Annotated in this window: 16 protein-coding genes; all 16 read left to right on the plus strand. The window is 72.2% G+C overall.

All coding sequences use genetic code 11. The features are described 5' to 3' along the window. Nucleotide 1: 1 nt before the first annotated feature. The gene (locus tag ABD714_RS01550; RefSeq protein WP_344810500.1) at nucleotides 2–1456 is read left to right on the plus strand and encodes a bifunctional ADP-dependent NAD(P)H-hydrate dehydratase/NAD(P)H-hydrate epimerase; all 1455 of its coding nucleotides are present in this window, start codon (nucleotides 2–4) and stop codon (nucleotides 1454–1456) included. Further along, complete coding sequence (gene alr / locus ABD714_RS01555) at nucleotides 1453–2619, plus strand: alanine racemase (RefSeq protein WP_344810501.1); 1167 nt, start codon at nucleotides 1453–1455, stop codon at nucleotides 2617–2619. Before ABD714_RS01550 ends, alr begins: the two co-directional genes overlap by 4 nt. Then, nucleotides 2612–3931, plus strand: coding sequence for an alpha/beta fold hydrolase (locus ABD714_RS01560; protein WP_344810502.1), 1320 nt, complete (start codon nucleotides 2612–2614; stop codon nucleotides 3929–3931). Before alr ends, ABD714_RS01560 begins: the two co-directional genes overlap by 8 nt. A 243-nt stretch (nucleotides 3932–4174) precedes the next feature. Beyond that, a complete protein-coding gene (locus ABD714_RS01565) occupies nucleotides 4175–6508 on the plus strand; it encodes a DEAD/DEAH box helicase (RefSeq protein WP_344810503.1) in 2334 nt (777 codons plus the stop codon). 175 nt (nucleotides 6509–6683) lie between these two features. Beyond that, nucleotides 6684–7106 (plus strand): VOC family protein, encoded by a 423-nt coding sequence (locus tag ABD714_RS01570; protein WP_344810504.1) that lies wholly within the window; start codon nucleotides 6684–6686, stop codon nucleotides 7104–7106. Nucleotides 7107–7217: 111 nt separating this feature from the next. After that, nucleotides 7218–8183 carry a tRNA (adenosine(37)-N6)-threonylcarbamoyltransferase complex ATPase subunit type 1 TsaE gene (tsaE, locus tag ABD714_RS01575; protein WP_344810505.1) on the plus strand — a complete coding sequence of 322 codons (966 nt, stop codon included), beginning with the start codon at nucleotides 7218–7220 and terminating at the stop codon, nucleotides 8181–8183. A gap of 79 nt (nucleotides 8184–8262) precedes the next feature. Then, entirely contained in the window at nucleotides 8263–8904 is a 642-nt protein-coding gene (gene tsaB / locus ABD714_RS01580) for a tRNA (adenosine(37)-N6)-threonylcarbamoyltransferase complex dimerization subunit type 1 TsaB (protein ID WP_425562339.1), read from the plus strand. Continuing rightward, nucleotides 8901–9407, plus strand: coding sequence for a GNAT family N-acetyltransferase (locus ABD714_RS01585; RefSeq protein ID WP_344810506.1), 507 nt, complete (start codon nucleotides 8901–8903; stop codon nucleotides 9405–9407). Before tsaB ends, ABD714_RS01585 begins: the two co-directional genes overlap by 4 nt. Next, a complete protein-coding gene (gene tsaD / locus ABD714_RS01590; protein ID WP_344810507.1) occupies nucleotides 9407–10450 on the plus strand; it encodes a tRNA (adenosine(37)-N6)-threonylcarbamoyltransferase complex transferase subunit TsaD in 1044 nt (347 codons plus the stop codon). Before ABD714_RS01585 ends, tsaD begins: the two co-directional genes overlap by 1 nt. After that, nucleotides 10447–11619, plus strand: a complete 1173-nt coding sequence (locus tag ABD714_RS01595; protein ID WP_344810508.1) for a class I SAM-dependent methyltransferase — start codon at nucleotides 10447–10449, stop codon at nucleotides 11617–11619. The genes tsaD and ABD714_RS01595 overlap by 4 nt, the downstream gene beginning before the upstream one ends. A gap of 74 nt (nucleotides 11620–11693) precedes the next feature. Next, nucleotides 11694–12230: a PaaI family thioesterase gene (locus ABD714_RS01600; RefSeq protein WP_344810509.1), complete on the plus strand. Its 537-nt coding sequence runs from the start codon at nucleotides 11694–11696 to the stop codon at nucleotides 12228–12230. Beyond that, nucleotides 12227–12583, plus strand: coding sequence for a hypothetical protein (locus tag ABD714_RS01605; RefSeq protein ID WP_344810510.1), 357 nt, complete (start codon nucleotides 12227–12229; stop codon nucleotides 12581–12583). The genes ABD714_RS01600 and ABD714_RS01605 overlap by 4 nt, the downstream gene beginning before the upstream one ends. Before the next feature lie 86 nt (nucleotides 12584–12669). Then, complete coding sequence (locus tag ABD714_RS01610; protein ID WP_344810511.1) at nucleotides 12670–14130, plus strand: Nramp family divalent metal transporter; 1461 nt, start codon at nucleotides 12670–12672, stop codon at nucleotides 14128–14130. A gap of 213 nt (nucleotides 14131–14343) precedes the next feature. After that, entirely contained in the window at nucleotides 14344–14640 is a 297-nt protein-coding gene (gene groES, locus ABD714_RS01615) for a co-chaperone GroES (protein WP_344810512.1), read from the plus strand. Nucleotides 14641–14652: 12 nt separating this feature from the next. Next, on the plus strand, nucleotides 14653–16266 hold the full coding sequence (gene groL, locus ABD714_RS01620; RefSeq protein WP_344810513.1) for a chaperonin GroEL: 1614 nt from the start codon (nucleotides 14653–14655) through the stop codon (nucleotides 16264–16266). Between the two features lie 206 nt (nucleotides 16267–16472). Next, on the plus strand, nucleotides 16473–17033 hold the full coding sequence (locus ABD714_RS01625; RefSeq protein ID WP_344810514.1) for a calcium-binding protein: 561 nt from the start codon (nucleotides 16473–16475) through the stop codon (nucleotides 17031–17033). The last annotated feature ends 71 nt before the right edge of the window (nucleotides 17034–17104 follow it).

The raw sequence follows: 17104 nt of genomic DNA on the forward strand, positions 1-17104 counted from the left end.
CGTGCGGTACGCGTACACGGTGGCCCAGACACGGGCGCTGGAGAACGCCACGATGGCGACGGTCGGTGAGGCGACGCTGATGCAGCGCGCGGCGCACGGGCTGGCCGGGCGAGCCGCCGATCTCCTGGCCCGCACCCGGGGCACGGTCTACGGCTCCCGGGTGATGATCGTGGTCGGCCCCGGCAACAACGGCGGCGACGCCCTGTACGCCGGCCAGCGACTGGCACGCCGGGGGTGCTCGGTGACCGCCGTCCGGGCCCTGGGTCGCCCCCACCCCGACGGCCTGGCGGCCCTGCTGGCGGCCGGGGGACGACTGGTCGACGGCGGTGGGTTGAGCGTGGACGACCTGGCCGGGGTCGACCTGGTCGTGGACGGGCTGCTCGGGATCGGCGGCCGTCCGGGGCTACCTGCCGACGTGCTCGCCCTGACCGCCGCCGCCACCGTCCGCGGCCTCCCCGTGCTGGCCGTCGACCTGCCCTCGGGGGTGGTGTCCGACACGGGACAGGCCCCGTCCGGGTCCGTGCACGCCACCCGGACGGTCACCTTCGGCTGCTACAAACCGGGGCACCTGATCGAGCCCGCCGCGAGCCGGTGCGGCCGGATCGAGCTGGTCGACATCGGTCTCGACCTCGGCGGCACCGTCCCCGCCCTGGCCGCCTGGGACCCCGACGACGTCGCCACCCACTGGCCGTTCCCGGGACCGACCAGCGACAAGTACGCCCGCGGGGTCGTCGGCCTCGACACCGGCTCCGACGCCTACCCCGGGGCCGGGGTGCTCTCCACGCACGGCGCCGTCTACGGCGGGGCCGGGATGGTCCGCTTCCTCGGGGCGCAGCGGTCGGCGGAGATCATCGCCCGGGACCTGCCCAACGTGGTCTTCGGCGACGGCCGGGTGCAGTGCTGGTTGGTCGGCTCCGGTTGGGGCGAGCGCGCTGACGGCGACCGTGCGGTAGCCGACCGGGTGGCCTCGGGACTGCCGCTGGTCATCGACGCCGACGGGCTGCGCCACCTACCGGACCGCCTGCCCGGCACCGTCCTGCTCACGCCGCACGCCGGCGAGCTGGCCCGCCTGCTCCAGTGTGAGCGCGGCGACGTGACCGCCGACCCGGTGGCCGCCGTGCGCTCCGCCGCCGATCGCACCGGCGCGACGGTCCTGCTGAAGGGGGCCACCCAGCTGGTGGCGACAGCCGGGACCGAGACGGTCGAGGTGGCCGTCCCCGGCCCCGCCTGGACCGGGCAGGCCGGTTCCGGCGACGTGCTCGGCGGTCTGTGCGCCGCGGTGCTGGCCGCGGGGGTCGGCGCCCGGACGGCTGCAGTGCTGGCGGCCTCGGTGCAGGCGATGACCGCTGCCCGGTTCGTCGGGCCGCTGCCACCGCAGGAGCTCGCCCGGCACTGCGCCACGGTGATCGGTGAGCTGGGCCGGGGACCGGGTGGGCGCCGCGGGGAGCACCGGTGAGCCCGTACCTGGACCCGCGGACCGCGTCGGCGGTGATCGACCTCGACGCCTTCGCGACGAACATCGAGACCCTGCGCACCCACGTCGCGCCCACGGCGGTGATGGTGGTCGTGAAGGCCGACGCCTACGGGCACGGGATGGTCGAGTGCGCCCGGGTGGCCCGCGAGGCGGGAGCCGAGTGGCTCGGGGTGGCCACCCCCGAGGAGGCGCTGGCCCTGCGGGGAGCGGGGGACCGCGGGCGGCTGCTGGCCTGGCTCTACGGCCCCGACACCGACCTCGGGCCGCTGGTCGCCGCCGACGTCGACCTCTCGGCCCAGTCGCCCGAACAGATCACCCGGGTCGCCGGCAGCGCCGCGTCGCTGGATCGCCGCGCGCGGGTCCATCTCAAGATCGACACGGGGTTGTCCCGCAACGGAGCCACCGCGGCGGACTGGCCGCAGGTCTGTGCGGCGGCCCGGCACGCCGAGCAGCTGGGCCGGCTGGAGGTGGTCGGCATCTGGTCGCACCTGGCCGCCGCCGACGAACCCGGCGCGGCGTCTGTGGCGGCGCAGCAACAGGCGTTCGAGGCCGCGTACGAGATCGCGCGGGAAGCCGGGTTGACCCCGAGCCTGCGGCACCTGAGCAACTCGGCCGGCGCGTTGCTGCTGCCCCAGCAGGACTTCGACCTGGTCCGGGTCGGCATCGCCGCGTACGGGATCGATCCCGACGTCGGCGTGGCCGCGCTCGCAGGGGTCCGGCTCCGCCCGGTGATGCGGCTGCGGGCGCAGCTGGCCCAGGTCAAGGTGGTCGAGCCCGGCGTGGGGGTCTCCTACGGCCACACCTGGCACACGGAGCGGTCGACATTGCTCGGTCTCGTCCCGTTGGGGTACGGGGACGGGATCCCCCGACACGCGGGGAACACCGGCGAGGTCGGCCGGCGCGGTGGACGGGCACCCATCCGCGGCCGGATCTGCATGGACCAGTTCGTGATCGAGCTCGGCGACCCGAGCACCCCGGCCGAGGTCGGCGACGAGATCACCGTGTTCGGGCCGGGTGATCATGGTGAGCCGACCGCCGCCGACTGGGCCGCCTGGTGCGGGACCATCGGCTACGAGATCGTCACCCGGATCGGCGGTCGGGTGCCTCGCATCTACCACCGCGGAGAGGAACGTGATCATGGTTGACGGTGAGCGGGCCGCCGCCAGGAGCAGGCGGGCCAGGGACGCGGCGCGCGCCGACCGGTCGAGCGCCGCCGGCGCACCGAAGGCGCCGGCCTCGAGGACTGCCGCGCCGAAGGTGCCGGCCTCGAGGACCGCCGCACCGAAGGTGCCGGCGCCGAGGGCCGGTGTGGCCACGTCGGCCGTGGCCGCCTCCGCCCTGTCCGGGCTGAGCTCGTCGAGCTCCTCCGGTCCGGCACGCAAGCGGGCCGGGGTCCTCGGTCTGGCCGCCAGCGTGCTGGCGCTGGCAGGCGGTGGGGTCGCCCTCGGCCTGGAGCTCGAGCGCCGGATCGTCTCCAAGCGGCTGCACGCCGAGCGCGACGAGGTCGACGACGAGCCGTTCTTCTCCCTGCGGTCCAGTGGCCCGGACGTGGTGACCCCGGACGGTGTCCGGCTGCACACCGAGGTCGACGAGCTGCCCGGCGACGGCGGCGACTCACCGGCGGGCGCCGAGGACCCGCTCACCCTGGTGCTGGTCCACGGTTACGCGCTGAGCCTGGACTGCTGGCACTTCCAGCGGAAGCACTACCGGAACACGATCAGGATCGTGCTGTACGACCAGCGTTCGCACGGCCGGTCGGGGCGCTCGGACAGCGAGCTCTGCCGGGTGCCGCAGCTGGCGGAGGACCTGCTCCAGGTGCTCGACGAGGTGGTCGGCGACGGACCCGTGGTGCTCGTCGGGCACTCGATGGGCGGGATGACGATCATGCACCTGGCCCTGACCCGTCCCGAGCTGTTCGGGACCCGGGTCCAGGGGGTGGCCCTGTTCTCCACCGCGGCCGGCGAGATGGCCGACTACTCCCCGATCCGTGGCCTGCCGGGTCGAGCCTTCGGGCGGATCGTGCAGCCCACGATGGCGGCCCTGAACAGGATCCCGGAGGTGGTCGAGCGGGGCCGGACGGCCGGCTCCGACCTCAGCTTCGTGTTCACCAAGAAGGGCTCGTACGGCTCCGACGTGCCACCCAGCTACGTCGAGTTCATGAACCAGATGCTCGGGCAGACCCCGATGTCGGTGATCAGCGACTTCTACCCGGCCTTCGCGGAGCTGGACGAGTACGACGCCTTCAACGTGCTGGCCACCGTGGAGACGGCGGTGATCGGGGGAGAGGACGACGCCATCACCCCGATCAAGCACACCGACAAGATCATCGAGCTGCTGCCCGGGGCCGACGTCCGCCGACTGCCCGACTGCGGGCACATGGGCATCATCGAGCACCACGAGATCTTCAACGAGGTGCTGGCGGACCTGATCACCAGGGCCCGCCGCCACCTCGACTAGCGAGCGCTCACGGGCGCGACGGCGCGCCTATTGTGTGAGCACTACCACAGGGCTCCCCGCGGTGGGGCCGACTTCCGGAATCCTGATACGATGGCATCTCCCGGATCGGTGATCTGCCGCTTCGGGCCGCAAGTGTGCCGACGACGGCACCGAAGGTTCGTCTCCCGCCCAGCTGGTTGTGAAGTCCATGGCCGTTGACGTGCCTACCAACCAGCCCGCTCCAGGGCCAGAAGTGAGACCGAGATGTCCAGCAAGACCTCGGGTGCGTCCGCGCGCGCCCACAACCCCAAGTCGACCTCCAGCAAGGGCAAGAAGGCCAAGAGCGTGAAGGCCGACGGCACCCCGAAGCAGCGCTGGTCGGCGGCCGAGCGCCGTGAGTCCAACCGCCCGCCGCGCCGCAGTTCGGGTCGTCAGTACGAGGACCCCCGCTCCGACTCGCCCCGCTCGCAGGGTCGCAGCTTCGACAACCGGAGCAGCGACAACCGAGGCTCCGAAGGTCGGGGCTTCGACCGTCGCGACGGCCAGCGCTCCGACACCCGGAGCTCGGGTCCCCGGCAGTACGACCGCAGCGACCGCCCGCGCTACGAGCGCGACGACCGCGACGACCGTCCTCGCTACGAGCGCAGCGACCGGCCGTCCACCGGCTACCGCTCTGACCGCCCCACCAACGACCGCCCCACCAACGGCTACCGCGGCGACCGGAGCCGGGACGATCGGGGCCGCGACGACCGTTCGCGCTCCTTCGACCGCAACGGCGCCGACCGTCCGCGTCGTGACGACCGGTCGGGCAGTGATCGTCCGTCGTTCGACCGTTCCCGTTCGGATCGTCCGTCGTACGACCGGTCGGGCAGTGATCGTCCGTCGTTCGACCGTTCCCGTTCGGATCGTCCGTCCTATGACCGGTCGGGCAGTGATCGTCCGTCGTTCGACCGTTCCCGTTCGGATCGTCCGTCCTATGACCGGTCGGGTAGTGATCGTCCGTCGTTCGACCGTTCCCGTTCGGATCGTCCGTCGTACGACCGGTCGGGCAGTGATCGTCCGTCGTTCGACCGTTCCCGTTCGGATCGTCCGTCCTATGACCGGTCGGGCAGCGACCGTCCGTCGTTCGACCGCTCGCGGCAGCAGGACCGCCGGTCCGACGACCGTCCTCGCTACGAGCGCTCCGACCGTCCGGATCGCGGCCGCGCCGAGTCCAGCGCACCCGAGTCCGACCAGATGAGCTGGGAGGCGCCGTCGCAGGACGTGTCGACCGCTGCCGAGTCGACCACCGCGCTGCCGACCTCCGGTGGCTTCGCGGAGCTCGGTCTGCCGAAGGCCCTGGTGTCGGCCCTGCACGCCGGCGGCATCACCCAGCCGTTCCCGATCCAGACCGCCACCATCCCCGATGCCCTGGCCGGCCGGGACGTCCTGGGCCGCGGTCAGACCGGCTCGGGCAAGACGCTCGGCTTCGGTCTGCCGATGATCACCACCTTGTCCGGGTCCAACGCCCCCTCGGGTTGCGCCCGGGCCCTGGTGCTGGTCCCGACCCGCGAGCTCGCCCTCCAGGTGGCCGACGTGCTGGCCCCGCTGGCCCGCATCCAGGGCCTCAGCCTCACGCTGGTCGCCGGCGGCATGCCGTACGGCCCGCAGCTCAAGGCGTTCGAGCGGGGCGTCGACATCGTCGTCGCCACGCCGGGCCGTCTCATCGACCTGATGGACCAGGGTGCCGCGGACCTGACGCGCGTCGAGGTCGTCGTGCTGGACGAGGCCGACCACATGGCCGACCTCGGCTTCATGCCCGCCGTGACCCAGATCCTCGACACCGTGCCGGCCGGGGGACAGCGGCTGCTGTTCTCGGCCACGCTCGACGGGGCCGTCAGCCGGCTGGTCAAGCGCTACCTGGCCGACCCGGTCACCCACGAGGTCGACTCGGCCCAGGCCAGCGTCGGCTCGATGGAGCACCACGTGCTCCTCGTCCGGCCCTCCGACAAGGCCACCGTCACCGCCGAGATCGCGGGTCGGGACGGCCGTACGGTGATCTTCGTCCGCACCCAGCTCGGGGCCAACCGGGTCGCCGAGCAGCTGCGCGAGGCGGGCGTGCTCGCCGGTGCGCTGCACGGTGGACTGACCCAGGGCGCACGGGCGCGGATGCTCGGCGCCTTCAAGGACGGCCGACTGCCCGTCCTGGTGGCCACCGACGTCGCGGCTCGCGGGATCCACGTCGACGAGATCGGTCTGGTCCTCCAGGTCGACCCGCCGGCCGGCCCCAAGGACTACCTGCACCGCGCCGGTCGTACGGCCCGGGCCGGCGAGACCGGGGTCGTCGTCACCCTGGCCCTGCCGCACCAGCGTCGCGAGGTCGAGCGCCTCACCCGCCAGGCCGGTGTCCAGACCGTCCCGCTGAACGCCGAGCCCGGCGACACCCTCGTGGTGGCCGCCACCGGCTCCCGGGTCCCCAGCGGCCCGGCGGTGTCCCAGCAGGAGTTCGAGAAGCTGGTCGCGCCGCCGGCTCGGGCCGCCAAGCGTCACCCCGGACAGGGCAACCGCGGTCGCGGGAACTTCCGCGGCGGCTCCGCCGGCCGTCGTCCGCGCTACTGACGGACTGACACCGACACCGACGGACACCTGTCCGGCCTGAGCGACAACCGCTGACGCCCCGTTTCACCACGTGACGCCCCCTCTGCACAGGGGGCGTCACCGAGTAAAACGGGGCGTCGGCTCGTTTCCGGGGCCCGTCGGGGTCGTGTCGGACCGTCCCACTAGCGTCCGGCCCATGGAGCAGCGACTGAGTCTGGTGACGTTGGGCGTGTCCGATCTCGAACGGGCCACCCGGTTCTACGAGGAGCTCGGCTGGCAGGCCAACCGCGATGCCGACGGCGTCACGTTCTTCCAGACCGGTGGCCTGGTGGTGGCGCTCTGGAGTCGGGCCGAGCTCGCCGCGGACTCCGCCGTGGAGGATCCCGGCGGCTGGGGTGGGGTGACTCTCGCCCAGAACGTCAGCACCCCCGCCGAGGTCGACGAGGTGCTGGCCGCCGCCGAGCGGGCCGGCGGCACCGTCGGCCGCTCGGGCGCGAGCACCTTCTGGGGCGGCTACTCCGGCATCTTCATCGACCCCGACGGCCATCCGTGGGAGATCGCGCACAACCCGTTCTGGGTGCTCACCGACGACGGTCGCACCCTGCTCGGTCCGGCCTGAGCGGGGCCGTCGTGGGGCGGGGCCGGCGCCGGCAGGACAGACGCCGGCGGCCGGAGGTGCCGTCGCGGACACTGCGCCGGATCTTCGGTCGCGACGACTAGCCTTCCGACGGTGAACATCTCCGTGGCCGACCTCGTGGTGTCGGTGGCCACCGATGCCGACGCGCCGGGGATGGTCGACGTGATCCACGCCGCGTTCGGCGCCCGGCCCCCGCTCGACCCACCCTCCACCGCGGTCCAGGAGACACCCGCCTCGATCGAGGCGCAGCTCGCCGCCGGCGGTGGGATCTACGCGACGGTGGACGGTGCTCCCGCCGGCTGCATCCTGGTGCACCCGGTCGCCGACCGGCCCGGGGTGGTGAGCTGGCACCGCGTCTCGGTGCACCCGCACTTCCAGCGGCACGGCATCGCCACGGCCATGGTCGATGCGGCCCTCGACCACGCGGCCGAGCTCGGCTTCGCCACCGCCGAGCTCTTCGCCCGGGAGGAGTTCACCGAGCTGATCGCCTTCTGGCAGCACCGGGGGTTCGACATCGATCGGCTCGCGCCCAACGGCGTCGTGCTGGCCCGGCCGCTGCCGGTGGCTCTCGAGGTGCCCACCGCCGAGCGGATGCAGGACCTGGGGGTCCGGCTCGCCGGACTGCTCCGACCGGGGGACCTGGTGATCGCCAGCGGCGACCTCGGGGCGGGGAAGACGACCCTGACCCAGGGCATCGGTCGGGGCCTGGACAGTGAGGGGGCCGTCATCTCGCCGACGTTCGTGCTCTCCCGGATCCATCCGTCCCGGTCCTCCCGACCGGCGCTGGTGCACGTGGACGCGTACCGGCTCGGCAGCGCCGAGGAGCTCGACGACCTCGATCTCGACGCCACCGCCGCCGGCGCGGTCACGGTGGTGGAGTGGGGCGCCGGCTTGGCCGAGGGCCTGGCCGACCACCGGCTGGAGATCGACATCCGTCGGTCGGCCGCCGTCGTGGCGGGCGACCACGCCGACAGCCGGTGGGTGATCCTGCGACCGGTCGGCGAGCGCTGGTCCCAGGTCGACCTGACCGCTCTGCGCACGGGGAGCCCCCGTGCCTGAGACCCCCGTGCCTGAGACCCCCGTGCCGGAGACCCCCGTGCCGGAGACCACGAGCCAGCCCGAGCACACCCCCCACCGGATCGTCCTCGGTATCGACACCGCCACCGTCGTCTGCGTCGGCCTGGCCGTCGACGGCCGGATCGTCGGACTCGGCCAGGTCGCCGACCGGATGGCCCACGTCGAGCAGCTCACCCCGCTGATCCGCCAGGTGTGTCGGGAAGCCGGGATCTCCGCCACCGAGCTGACCGATGTCGTCGTCGGTCTCGGCCCCGGGCCGTACACGGGTCTGCGGGTCGGGATCGTCACCGCCCGGGTGCTGGCCGAGATCGCCGGCGCCCGACTGCGCGGCGTCTGCACCCTGGATGTGATCGCTGCCTCGTACGCCGCCGCCGACGCCGGCGGTGAGTTCGTCGTGGTCACCGACGCCCGCCGCAAGGAGGTCTACTGGGCCCGCTACGCCGTCGACGGCACCCGGCTCGAGGGACCCTCGGTGAGCCCGGCCGACGACGTGCCGCGGCTGCCCACCGTCGGCCCCGGCACGCTGCTCTACCAGGACCGGCTGCAGGTCGCGGCGGGCCCGACCGCCCTGGACCCGGCGACCCTGGCCACCGTCGGTCCCCGGCTGTCCGACGCGGGTGTCGAACCGCTCTACCTGCGACGCCCCGACGCCGCCGAACCGGGCCGGCGCAAGTCCGTGCTGGTCCGGCGGGGACGCGGATGAGCGCCGACCGACCCGGCGTCAGCATCGCCGCCGCCCGGCGTGACGACCTGCCCGGGATCATGGGTCTGGAGGTCGCCGGCTTCACCCCGAGCGAGCAGTGGAGCGAGCGCAGCTGGCAGGGCGAGCTGCTGGGGGACGGCCGCACCACGCTGTTGGCCCGCCGCCACGTGCCGGTCGGCGTGATCGCCCTGCAGACCGTGGCGGACGTCGCCGACCTGCACCGGCTGGTCGTCTCGCCCCGACACCGACGTCAGGGGGTGGGTGCGGCCCTGGTCGTCGCCGGGCTGACAGCGGTCCGGCACGCGGGCGCCCGCTCGGTGATGCTGGAGGTGGCCTGGGACAACGACCCCGCCATCGCCTTGTACCAGTGGCTCGGCTTCGAGCAGCTGACCGCGCGCGACGACTACTACGGGCCGGGTCGGCACGCGCTGATCCTGCGGTTGTGGGACCTGCCCGCCTGGTCCCCGCCCGACCACGCCCCGCCGACGAAGGAGACTGCGTGATGAGCGGCCCGCTGATCCTGGGCATCGAGTCCTCCTGCGACGAGACCGGGGTCGGGGTGGTGCGCGGCACGACGCTGCTGGCCAACGAGGTGGCTTCCAGCGTCGCCGAGCACGTCCGGTTCGGCGGGGTCGTGCCCGAGGTGGCGAGCCGGGCCCACCTGCAGGCGCTGCTGCCGACCCTGCGCCGGGCCCAGGAGACCGCCGGCATCGACCTGTCCGAGATCGACGGCATCGCCGTCACCGCCGGGCCGGGCTTGATGGGTGCGTTGGTCGTCGGCCTGGCGGCCGCCAAGGCCCTGGCCTTCGCGCTCGACAAGCCCCTGTACGGGGTCAACCACCTGGCCGGACACGTCGCCGTCGACCTGGTCGAGCACGGCCCGTTGCCGCAACCGTGTCTGGCCCTGCTCGTGTCCGGTGGGCACACCTCTCTGCTGCAGGTCGACGACGTGGCCCGTTCCATCACCGAGCTCGGCAGCACCATCGACGACGCGGCAGGGGAGGCGTACGACAAGGTGGCCCGGCTGCTCTCGCTGCCCTATCCCGGCGGACCGCACATCGACCGGGCCGCCGCCGACGGCGACCCCACGGCGATCGCGTTCCCGCGCGGCCTGACCAGCCGGCGCGACCTGGAGCGGCACCGCTTCGACTTCTCCTTCTCCGGGCTGAAGACCTCCGTGGCCCGCTACGTGGAGACGGCCGAGGCCGAGGGGCGTCCGGTGCCGACCGCCGACGTGGCCGCCAGCTTCCAGGAGGCGGTCTGCGACGTGCTGAGCGCCAAGGCGATCGACGCCTGCGCCGCCACCGGGGCGACCGACCTGCTGATCGGCGGCGGGGTCGCCGCCAACCGACGGTTGCGCGAGCTGCTGGCCGAGCGGGCCGCCGCCGCCGGTGTCCGGCTGCGCACCCCGCCACCCGTCCTGTGCACCGACAACGGGGCGATGATCGCGGCGCTCGGGTCGGCGGTGGTGACCGCCGGTCTACCGCCCTCGCCGCTCGACCTGGGCGCGGACTCGCGGCTGCCGGTCAGCCGCATCTGCCTGTGAGGCGACCCGAGACCCACCTGCTGGCCACCCCCACCGGGGTCGAGGCCCTGGCCGCCGCGGCCGCGCAAGCCGACCCGGACAGCCTGGCCGCCGCGACCGCCCTGCGGTCACGGTTCCCGCCCGACGTGGCGGCCGCCGCGCTGACCCAGACCGGGTTCCGACGGTCGGCCCGCGCGAAGCTGGGGGAGCGGGCCGACCGGATGCTGTTCACCCGGGCGGGGCTGGAGCAGGCCAGCCGGGCGGCGGTCGCGGCGCACCACGCCGACCGGTTCGCCGCCGCGGGCGTACACCGGGTGGTCGACTTCGGCTGCGGCATCGGCGCGGACACCCTCGCGCTGCTGGACGCCGGCCTGGAGGTGGTCGCGGTCGAGGCCGATCCGGAGACGGCCTCGGTCGCGCAGGCCAATCTCGCCGACCGGGCCGAGGTGCTGGTCGGCGACGCGGTCGAGCTGGCGCCTCGGCTGCTGTCCTCGGGGGTGGCGGCCTACGCCGACCCGGCCCGCCGGACCGGGCGGGGCCGGAGCTGGCGGCTGGAGGACCTGAGCCCGGCGTGGTCGTTCGTGGAGTCGCTGCTCACCGGTGACCGGGTGGCCGGGGTGAAGCTCGGACCCGGTCTGCCGCACCGGGTCATCCCGCCCGGGGTCGAGGCAGAGTGGGTGAGCGAGCGCGGGGACACCGTCGAGGTCGGTCTGTGGTCCGGAGCCGGGGTCCGACCGGACGCCCGCGTGGCGCTGCTGCTGCCCGACGACCGACTGGTCGTGGACCCCACCACCGCGGAGCTGCCGGTGGGACCGGTCGGGACGGTGCTCTACGAGCCGGCCGGCGCCGTCACCCGCGCCGGCGGACTCGCCCAGCTGGGGGCCGAGCTCGGCGCCCGGCGCCTCCACCCCGACCTCGCGTACCTGACCGCGGAGCACGTGCGACCCACGCCGTTCGCCACCGCGTTCGAGGTGCTCGAGGTCCACCCGTACACCGAGCAGGCACTGCGGCACTGGGCGCGGGACCGGGGAGTCGGCACGCTGGAGATCAAGAAGCGGGGCCTCGACCTCGACCCGGCGGTGCTGCGGAGGCGGTTGAAGCTGCGGGGGAGCGCGTCGGCCACGGTGGTCCTCACCCGGGGTGAGGCCGGCACGCTGCTGCTGGCGGTCAGGCGCCTCCGCCAGGACTGACCGGGACCCGCCGGCGGGGTACCGCCGCGGTTCTGCGCCGGGGTTCGTCGCGATCTCTCAGTAGGCTCCCCTCCATGTCCGCCGAACCCCCGACCGAACAGGCCGAGATCCCCTGGGGCGAGGAACGCCGCCGGGAGGTCACCTGGCACGACCCGTCGGTCGGCGCGCTGGCGGGGCGGGAGCTGGCCGGACGGGACTACCTGTCCGCCATGATCGAGGGCCGGCTGCCGCCCCCGCCGATCGCCCAGACCCTGGGTTTCACCCTCACGCGGATCGCCGACGGCGAGGCCTGGTTCAGCTGCGAGCCGCACGAGTCGCAGTACAACCCGATCGGGATCATCCACGGCGGTCTGGTCTGCACCCTGTTGGACTCCGCGCTCGCGTGCGCGGTGCACACCCAGCTCCCGGCCGGGGTGGGCTACACCTCCATCGAGCTCAAGGTGAGCTACCTGCGGGCGGTCAGCGCGGCCAGTGGGACGCTGACCGCGCACGGTCACGTGACCAAGCCGGGGCGGCGGGTGGCCTTCGCCGAGGGTGAGGTGCGCACCGCCGCGGGCGCTGTCGTCGCGACCGCCAGCAGCAGCTGCCTGATCATCGGTCCGGCGTCATGACCGATGCCCTGCTGGTCGCGCTCTACGTGGCCGCCGGCATCGCGGCCGCCTGGGACGCCCGGCGGAAGGGCTACGACGACCGGCTGTTTCTGGTGCTCGGCATCATCCTCGGTCCCATCCTGCTCATCATCATGTGGCTGCTGAAGCCGAAGCCGCTCGCGGTCGGCACGGTCGTCCGCCCCGCTGCCCCGATCGCGCTCGACGACGGGAAAAAGATCCCGCCCTCGCACGTGTCGGTGATCCGGGCCACCTCCGTCATCGACGACACCCTGGTCTGCGAGATCACCGCCCCCGACTCCAGTCGCCACTGGGTCGCCCAGGAGGCCCTGACCCGCGTGCGTCACCGCAGCTGACGTCCACCGTCCGGAGCGTCAGGGTTCACAGGTCGATCCGGTGGCCCTACGGTGGGCGGACCGGCGGCACCCAAGGAGGCGTGCGCATGTCCAGTGACACCTCGATCGGCAAGGTCCTCGACGTCGACCCGGCGGAGACCGGGTTCCGACTGCGGACCAAGCACCTGGGACCACCCAAGGTCGCCGATCTGCCCGAACCACCCTCCGGCTGGCTGAAGGTCATCGGGCCCGGCATCGTCGGAGCCGGCGTCGGGCTCGCGTCCGGCGAGTTCATCCTCTGGCCCTACATCGCCAGCCAGGTCGGCCTGGTCTTCCTCTGGGGTGCCGTCGTCGGCGTGCTCACCCAGTGGTTCCTCAACATGGAGATCGAGCGCTACACCCTGGCCACCGGGGAGACCGCCCTGACCGGCTTCAACCGGCTCGGGCGGCACTGGGGACTGGTGTTCGCGATCATGGCCTACTTCGCCAACCTGTGGCCCGGCTGGGCGACCAGCTCGGCGGCCATGCTGTCGTACATCTTCGGCGGGACGCCGCGGTGGATCGCCATCGGCATCCTCGTGGTCGTCGCGCTCATCCTCACGCTCGCACCGCGCATCTACGTCGCCCTCGAGCGGTTGCTGACGGTCAAGGTGATCCTGATCGGCGGCTTCTTCATCCTCGCTCTCGCCCTGGTCGTCAAGGGCGACACCTGGGCGGAGCTGCCGCAGGCGGTCACCAACTTCGGCCGGTTCCCCGCCGAGCTCGGCTTCGCGCTGATGATGGGCGCGATCGCGTACGCGGGCGCCGGCGGTGGGCAGAACCTCTGCCAGAGCAACTGGATCCGGGACAAGGGGTTCGGCATGGGTGCCCACGTGCCCAGCCTGGTCTCCCCGATCACCGGCGAGAAGCACGCGGCCCGGTTCGTCGGCGCGTACGTCTTCCGGGACACGGCCGAGAACCGGGACCGCTGGAAGCGGTGGTGGAAGTTCGCCAACGTCGAGCAGCTGGCCACCTTCGTGCTGATCACGATCCTGACCATCACGGCGACGTCGTTGCTGGCGCGCGCGACCCTCTACGGCCGCGACGACGTGGAGAACAACATCGGCTTCCTGCAGGTCGAGGGTCAGGTGCTGGCCGAGGTCGTCGGTGGCTGGTTCGCCGTCCTGTTCTGGGCGATCGGGGCGTTCTCCCTGTTCGCCGCCGCCGTCGGCATCGTGGACTACACCACCCGGCTGATGGCGGACGTGCTCAAGTCGACCTACCTGCGGGACCGGGAGATCACCGAGAGCCGGCTCTACACCTACCTGGTGCTGGCCATCGTGGGTATCGGCATCGCCATCCTGCTCGCGGGTCTGGACCAGCCGCTGGTGCTGCTGGTCATCTCCGGCTGCACGGCCGGGGTGATGATGTTCATCTACTCGATCCTGCTGCTGGTGATGAACCGCACCGCCCTGCCCGACAGCATCAAGGTCCGCAGCTACCGGGTGGCGGCGCTGGTCTGGTCGACGGTGTTCTTCGGCTTCATGGCCGTGCTGGCCCTGAACGAGCAGCTCCGCAAGCTGTTCTGACCCGCCGCGGGGGCGCGGGTTCCGGGCCCTGGGTCGTACCCGTACGAGGTCTTGGCTGCTTCACAGGCTGGTGCTGGCACTCACCAAAGGGGAGTGCTAATGTCGTTTTGGCACTCTCCCCTGGAGTGTGCCAACGGTCGAGGCGGCACCCGCGACGACGCACCGACCACCGTACTCGTACACACACGCACTCCAACTGAAAGGGGTTTGAACGTGTCCACCACGATCAAGCCGCTCGAGGATCGCATCCTCGTCAAGCCGCTCGAGGCCGAGCAGACCACCAAGTCCGGCCTCGTCATCCCCGACACCGCCAAGGAGAAGCCGCAGGAGGGCAAGGTGCTCGCCACCGGTCCCGGGCGGATCGACGACAACGGCAACCGCGTCCCGCTCGACGTCTCCGTCGACGACGTCGTGATCTTCAGCAAGTACGGCGGCACCGAGGTCAAGTACGACGGCCAGGACCTCCTGCTGCTGAACGCTCGCGACATCCTCGCTGTCGTCACCAAGTAAGGAACGAAACCCATGGCAAAGATCCTTCAGTTCGACGAGGAGGCGCGCCGCTCACTCGAGCGTGGCGTCGACATCCTCGCCAACACCGTGAAGGTCACGCTCGGCCCGAAGGGCCGTTACGTGGTGCTCGACAAGAAGTGGGGAGCCCCCACGATCACGAACGACGGCGTCACCGTCGCCCGTGAGGTCGAGCTCGACGACCCGTACGAGAACCTCGGCGCCCAGCTCGCCAAGGAGGTCGCCACCAAGACCAACGACGTCGCCGGTGACGGCACCACCACCGCGACGGTGCTGGCCCAGGCGCTCGTGCACGAGGGCCTCAAGGCCGTCGCGTCCGGCGCCAACCCGATCGGTCTCAAGCGGGGCATCGACGCGGCGGTCACCGCCGTCGTCGAGCGTCTGCGCGAGATCGCCCGGGACGTGGAGACCACCGAGGACATGTCCCACGTGGCCACCATCTCCGCCCGGGACGCCGAGATCGGCACCCTGATCGCCGACGCGTTCGACAAGGTCGGCAAGGACGGCGTGATCACCGTCGACGAGTCGAACACCTTCGGCACCGAGCTCGACTTCACCGAGGGCATGCAGTTCGACAAGGGCTACCTGTCGCCCTACTTCGTCACCGACCCGGAGCGGATGGAGGCCGTCCTCGACGACCCGTACATCCTGATCAACTCCGGCAAGATCAGCTCGATGAACGAGCTGCTGCCGCTGCTGGAGAAGGTCATCGGCGCGTCCGGCACCTTGTTCATCGTGGCCGAGGACGTCGACGGCGAGGCCCTGTCCACCCTCGTGGTGAACAAGATCCGCGGCACCTTCACCTCGGTCGCGGTCAAGGCCCCGGCCTTCGGTGACCGTCGCAAGGCCATGCTCGAGGACATCGCCATCCTCACCGGTGGCACCGTCGTCGCTCCCGAGGTCGGGCTGAAGCTCGACCAGATCGGCCTGGAGTCCCTGGGTCGCGCTCGTCGGATCGTCGTCACTAAGGACAACACCACGCTGGTGGACGGCGCCGGTTCGAGCGATGAGGTCAAGGGCCGCGTGGCGCAGCTCCAGGCCGAGATCGAGCGGACCGACTCCGACTGGGATCGCGAGAAGCTGCAGGAGCGGGTCGCCAAGCTCGCCGGCGGCGTCTGCGTGATCAAGGTCGGCGCGGCCACCGAGGTCGAGCTCAAGGAGAAGAAGCACCGGATCGAGGACGCTGTGTCCGCGACCCGGGCCGCGATCGAAGAGGGCATCGTCGCCGGTGGCGGTTCCGCCATCATCCACGCGGGCGCTGCTCTCGACGGTCACCTCGGTCTGACCGGTGACGAGAAGGTCGGCGTCGGCATCGTGCGTCGCTCGCTGGCCGAGCCGCTCCGCTGGATCGCCGAGAACGGTGGCTACCAGGGCTACGTCGTCACCTCCAAGGTGGCCGAGATGACGCCGGGCAACGGCTTCAACGCGGCGACCGGCGAGTACGGCGACCTGCTCGGTGCCGGTGTGCTCGACCCGGTCAAGGTGACCCGGTCGGCGCTGGCCAACGCGGCGTCCATCGCCTCGCTGCTGCTCACCACGGAGACCCTCGTGGTGGAGAAGCCCGAGGAGGAGGAGCCGGCTGCCGCCGGTCACGGTCACTCGCACTGACCTTCCTCGCTGAACGCACGCAGGGCCCTTTCCCTTCGGGGGAAGGGCCCTGTGGTTTCTCAGGGTGGGGGCTCCGGAGGTCGAATGAGGGAGACCTCATGCAGATGAGGCCTCCCTCATCCAGGCGTCATCCGCGTCTCATCGGGAACCGGTGGAATCTTCCTCAGACGGGCACCTGGCCCGCTCTCCAAGCAGAGGAGCTCGGCATGACCATCACCACCACCGCCCGTCGCATCACCCGCTGGGCCGTCGTCCCCGCCGCCCTGGGTCTCGGCCTCGGGTTGACCGCCCTCTCCGCGCCGAGCGCCGAGGCGGCGTCCTACACCTGCAACGGCTACCGGGCCACCATCGTCGGCACCAACGGCAACAACGACATCGAGGGCACCGGCGGCCGCGACGTGATCGTCGCGCTCGGTGGCCACGACGAGATCGACGGCAACGGCGGCAACGACGTCATCTGCGCCGGCGCCGGCAACGACGAGGTCGACGGCGGGTCCGGCAACGACTGGATCGACGGAGGCTCCGGCCACGACGACCTCGAGGGCAGCTCCGGCAACGACTCGATCAAGGGTGGCTCCGGCAACGACCACGTCGAGGGCGAGAGCGGCCGCGACAAGCTGTGGGGCAGCTCCGGTCGCGACCTGGTCGAGGGCGGCACCGGCTCGGACAAGGTGAGCGGCGGCTCCGGCGCCGACGTCGTCAAGCAGAAGTACGCCAGCGATCGCCAGGAAGACCGCTGGGAGGACCAGAACCGCAGCGACGACTGATCTCGGGCGCTCCGACGACGACGGACGGCAACCCGTTCCGGGTTGCCGTCCGTCGTCGTTCTGGCCTCAGT

The sequence above is a fragment of the Microlunatus aurantiacus genome (genome assembly GCF_039536605.1).
Lineage (GTDB): Bacteria > Actinomycetota > Actinomycetes > Propionibacteriales > Propionibacteriaceae > Microlunatus > Microlunatus aurantiacus.

Bases quoted from the DNA above. Each gene is read 5' to 3' on its own strand.
- ABD714_RS01560 (WP_344810502.1), top strand. From the start codon at position 2,612: ATGGTTGACGGTGAGCGGGCCGCCGCCAGGAGCAGGCGGGCCAGGGAC.
- ABD714_RS01565 (WP_344810503.1), top strand. From the start codon at position 4,175: ATGTCCAGCAAGACCTCGGGTGCGTCCGCGCGCGCCCACAACCCCAAG.
- ABD714_RS01570 (WP_344810504.1), top strand. From the start codon at position 6,684: ATGGAGCAGCGACTGAGTCTGGTGACGTTGGGCGTGTCCGATCTCGAA.
- ABD714_RS01585 (WP_344810506.1), top strand. From the start codon at position 8,901: ATGAGCGCCGACCGACCCGGCGTCAGCATCGCCGCCGCCCGGCGTGAC.
- tsaD (WP_344810507.1), top strand. From the start codon at position 9,407: ATGAGCGGCCCGCTGATCCTGGGCATCGAGTCCTCCTGCGACGAGACC.
- ABD714_RS01600 (WP_344810509.1), top strand. From the start codon at position 11,694: ATGTCCGCCGAACCCCCGACCGAACAGGCCGAGATCCCCTGGGGCGAG.
- ABD714_RS01605 (WP_344810510.1), top strand. From the start codon at position 12,227: ATGACCGATGCCCTGCTGGTCGCGCTCTACGTGGCCGCCGGCATCGCG.
- ABD714_RS01610 (WP_344810511.1), top strand. From the start codon at position 12,670: ATGTCCAGTGACACCTCGATCGGCAAGGTCCTCGACGTCGACCCGGCG.
- groL (WP_344810513.1), top strand. From the start codon at position 14,653: ATGGCAAAGATCCTTCAGTTCGACGAGGAGGCGCGCCGCTCACTCGAG.
- ABD714_RS01625 (WP_344810514.1), top strand. From the start codon at position 16,473: ATGACCATCACCACCACCGCCCGTCGCATCACCCGCTGGGCCGTCGTC.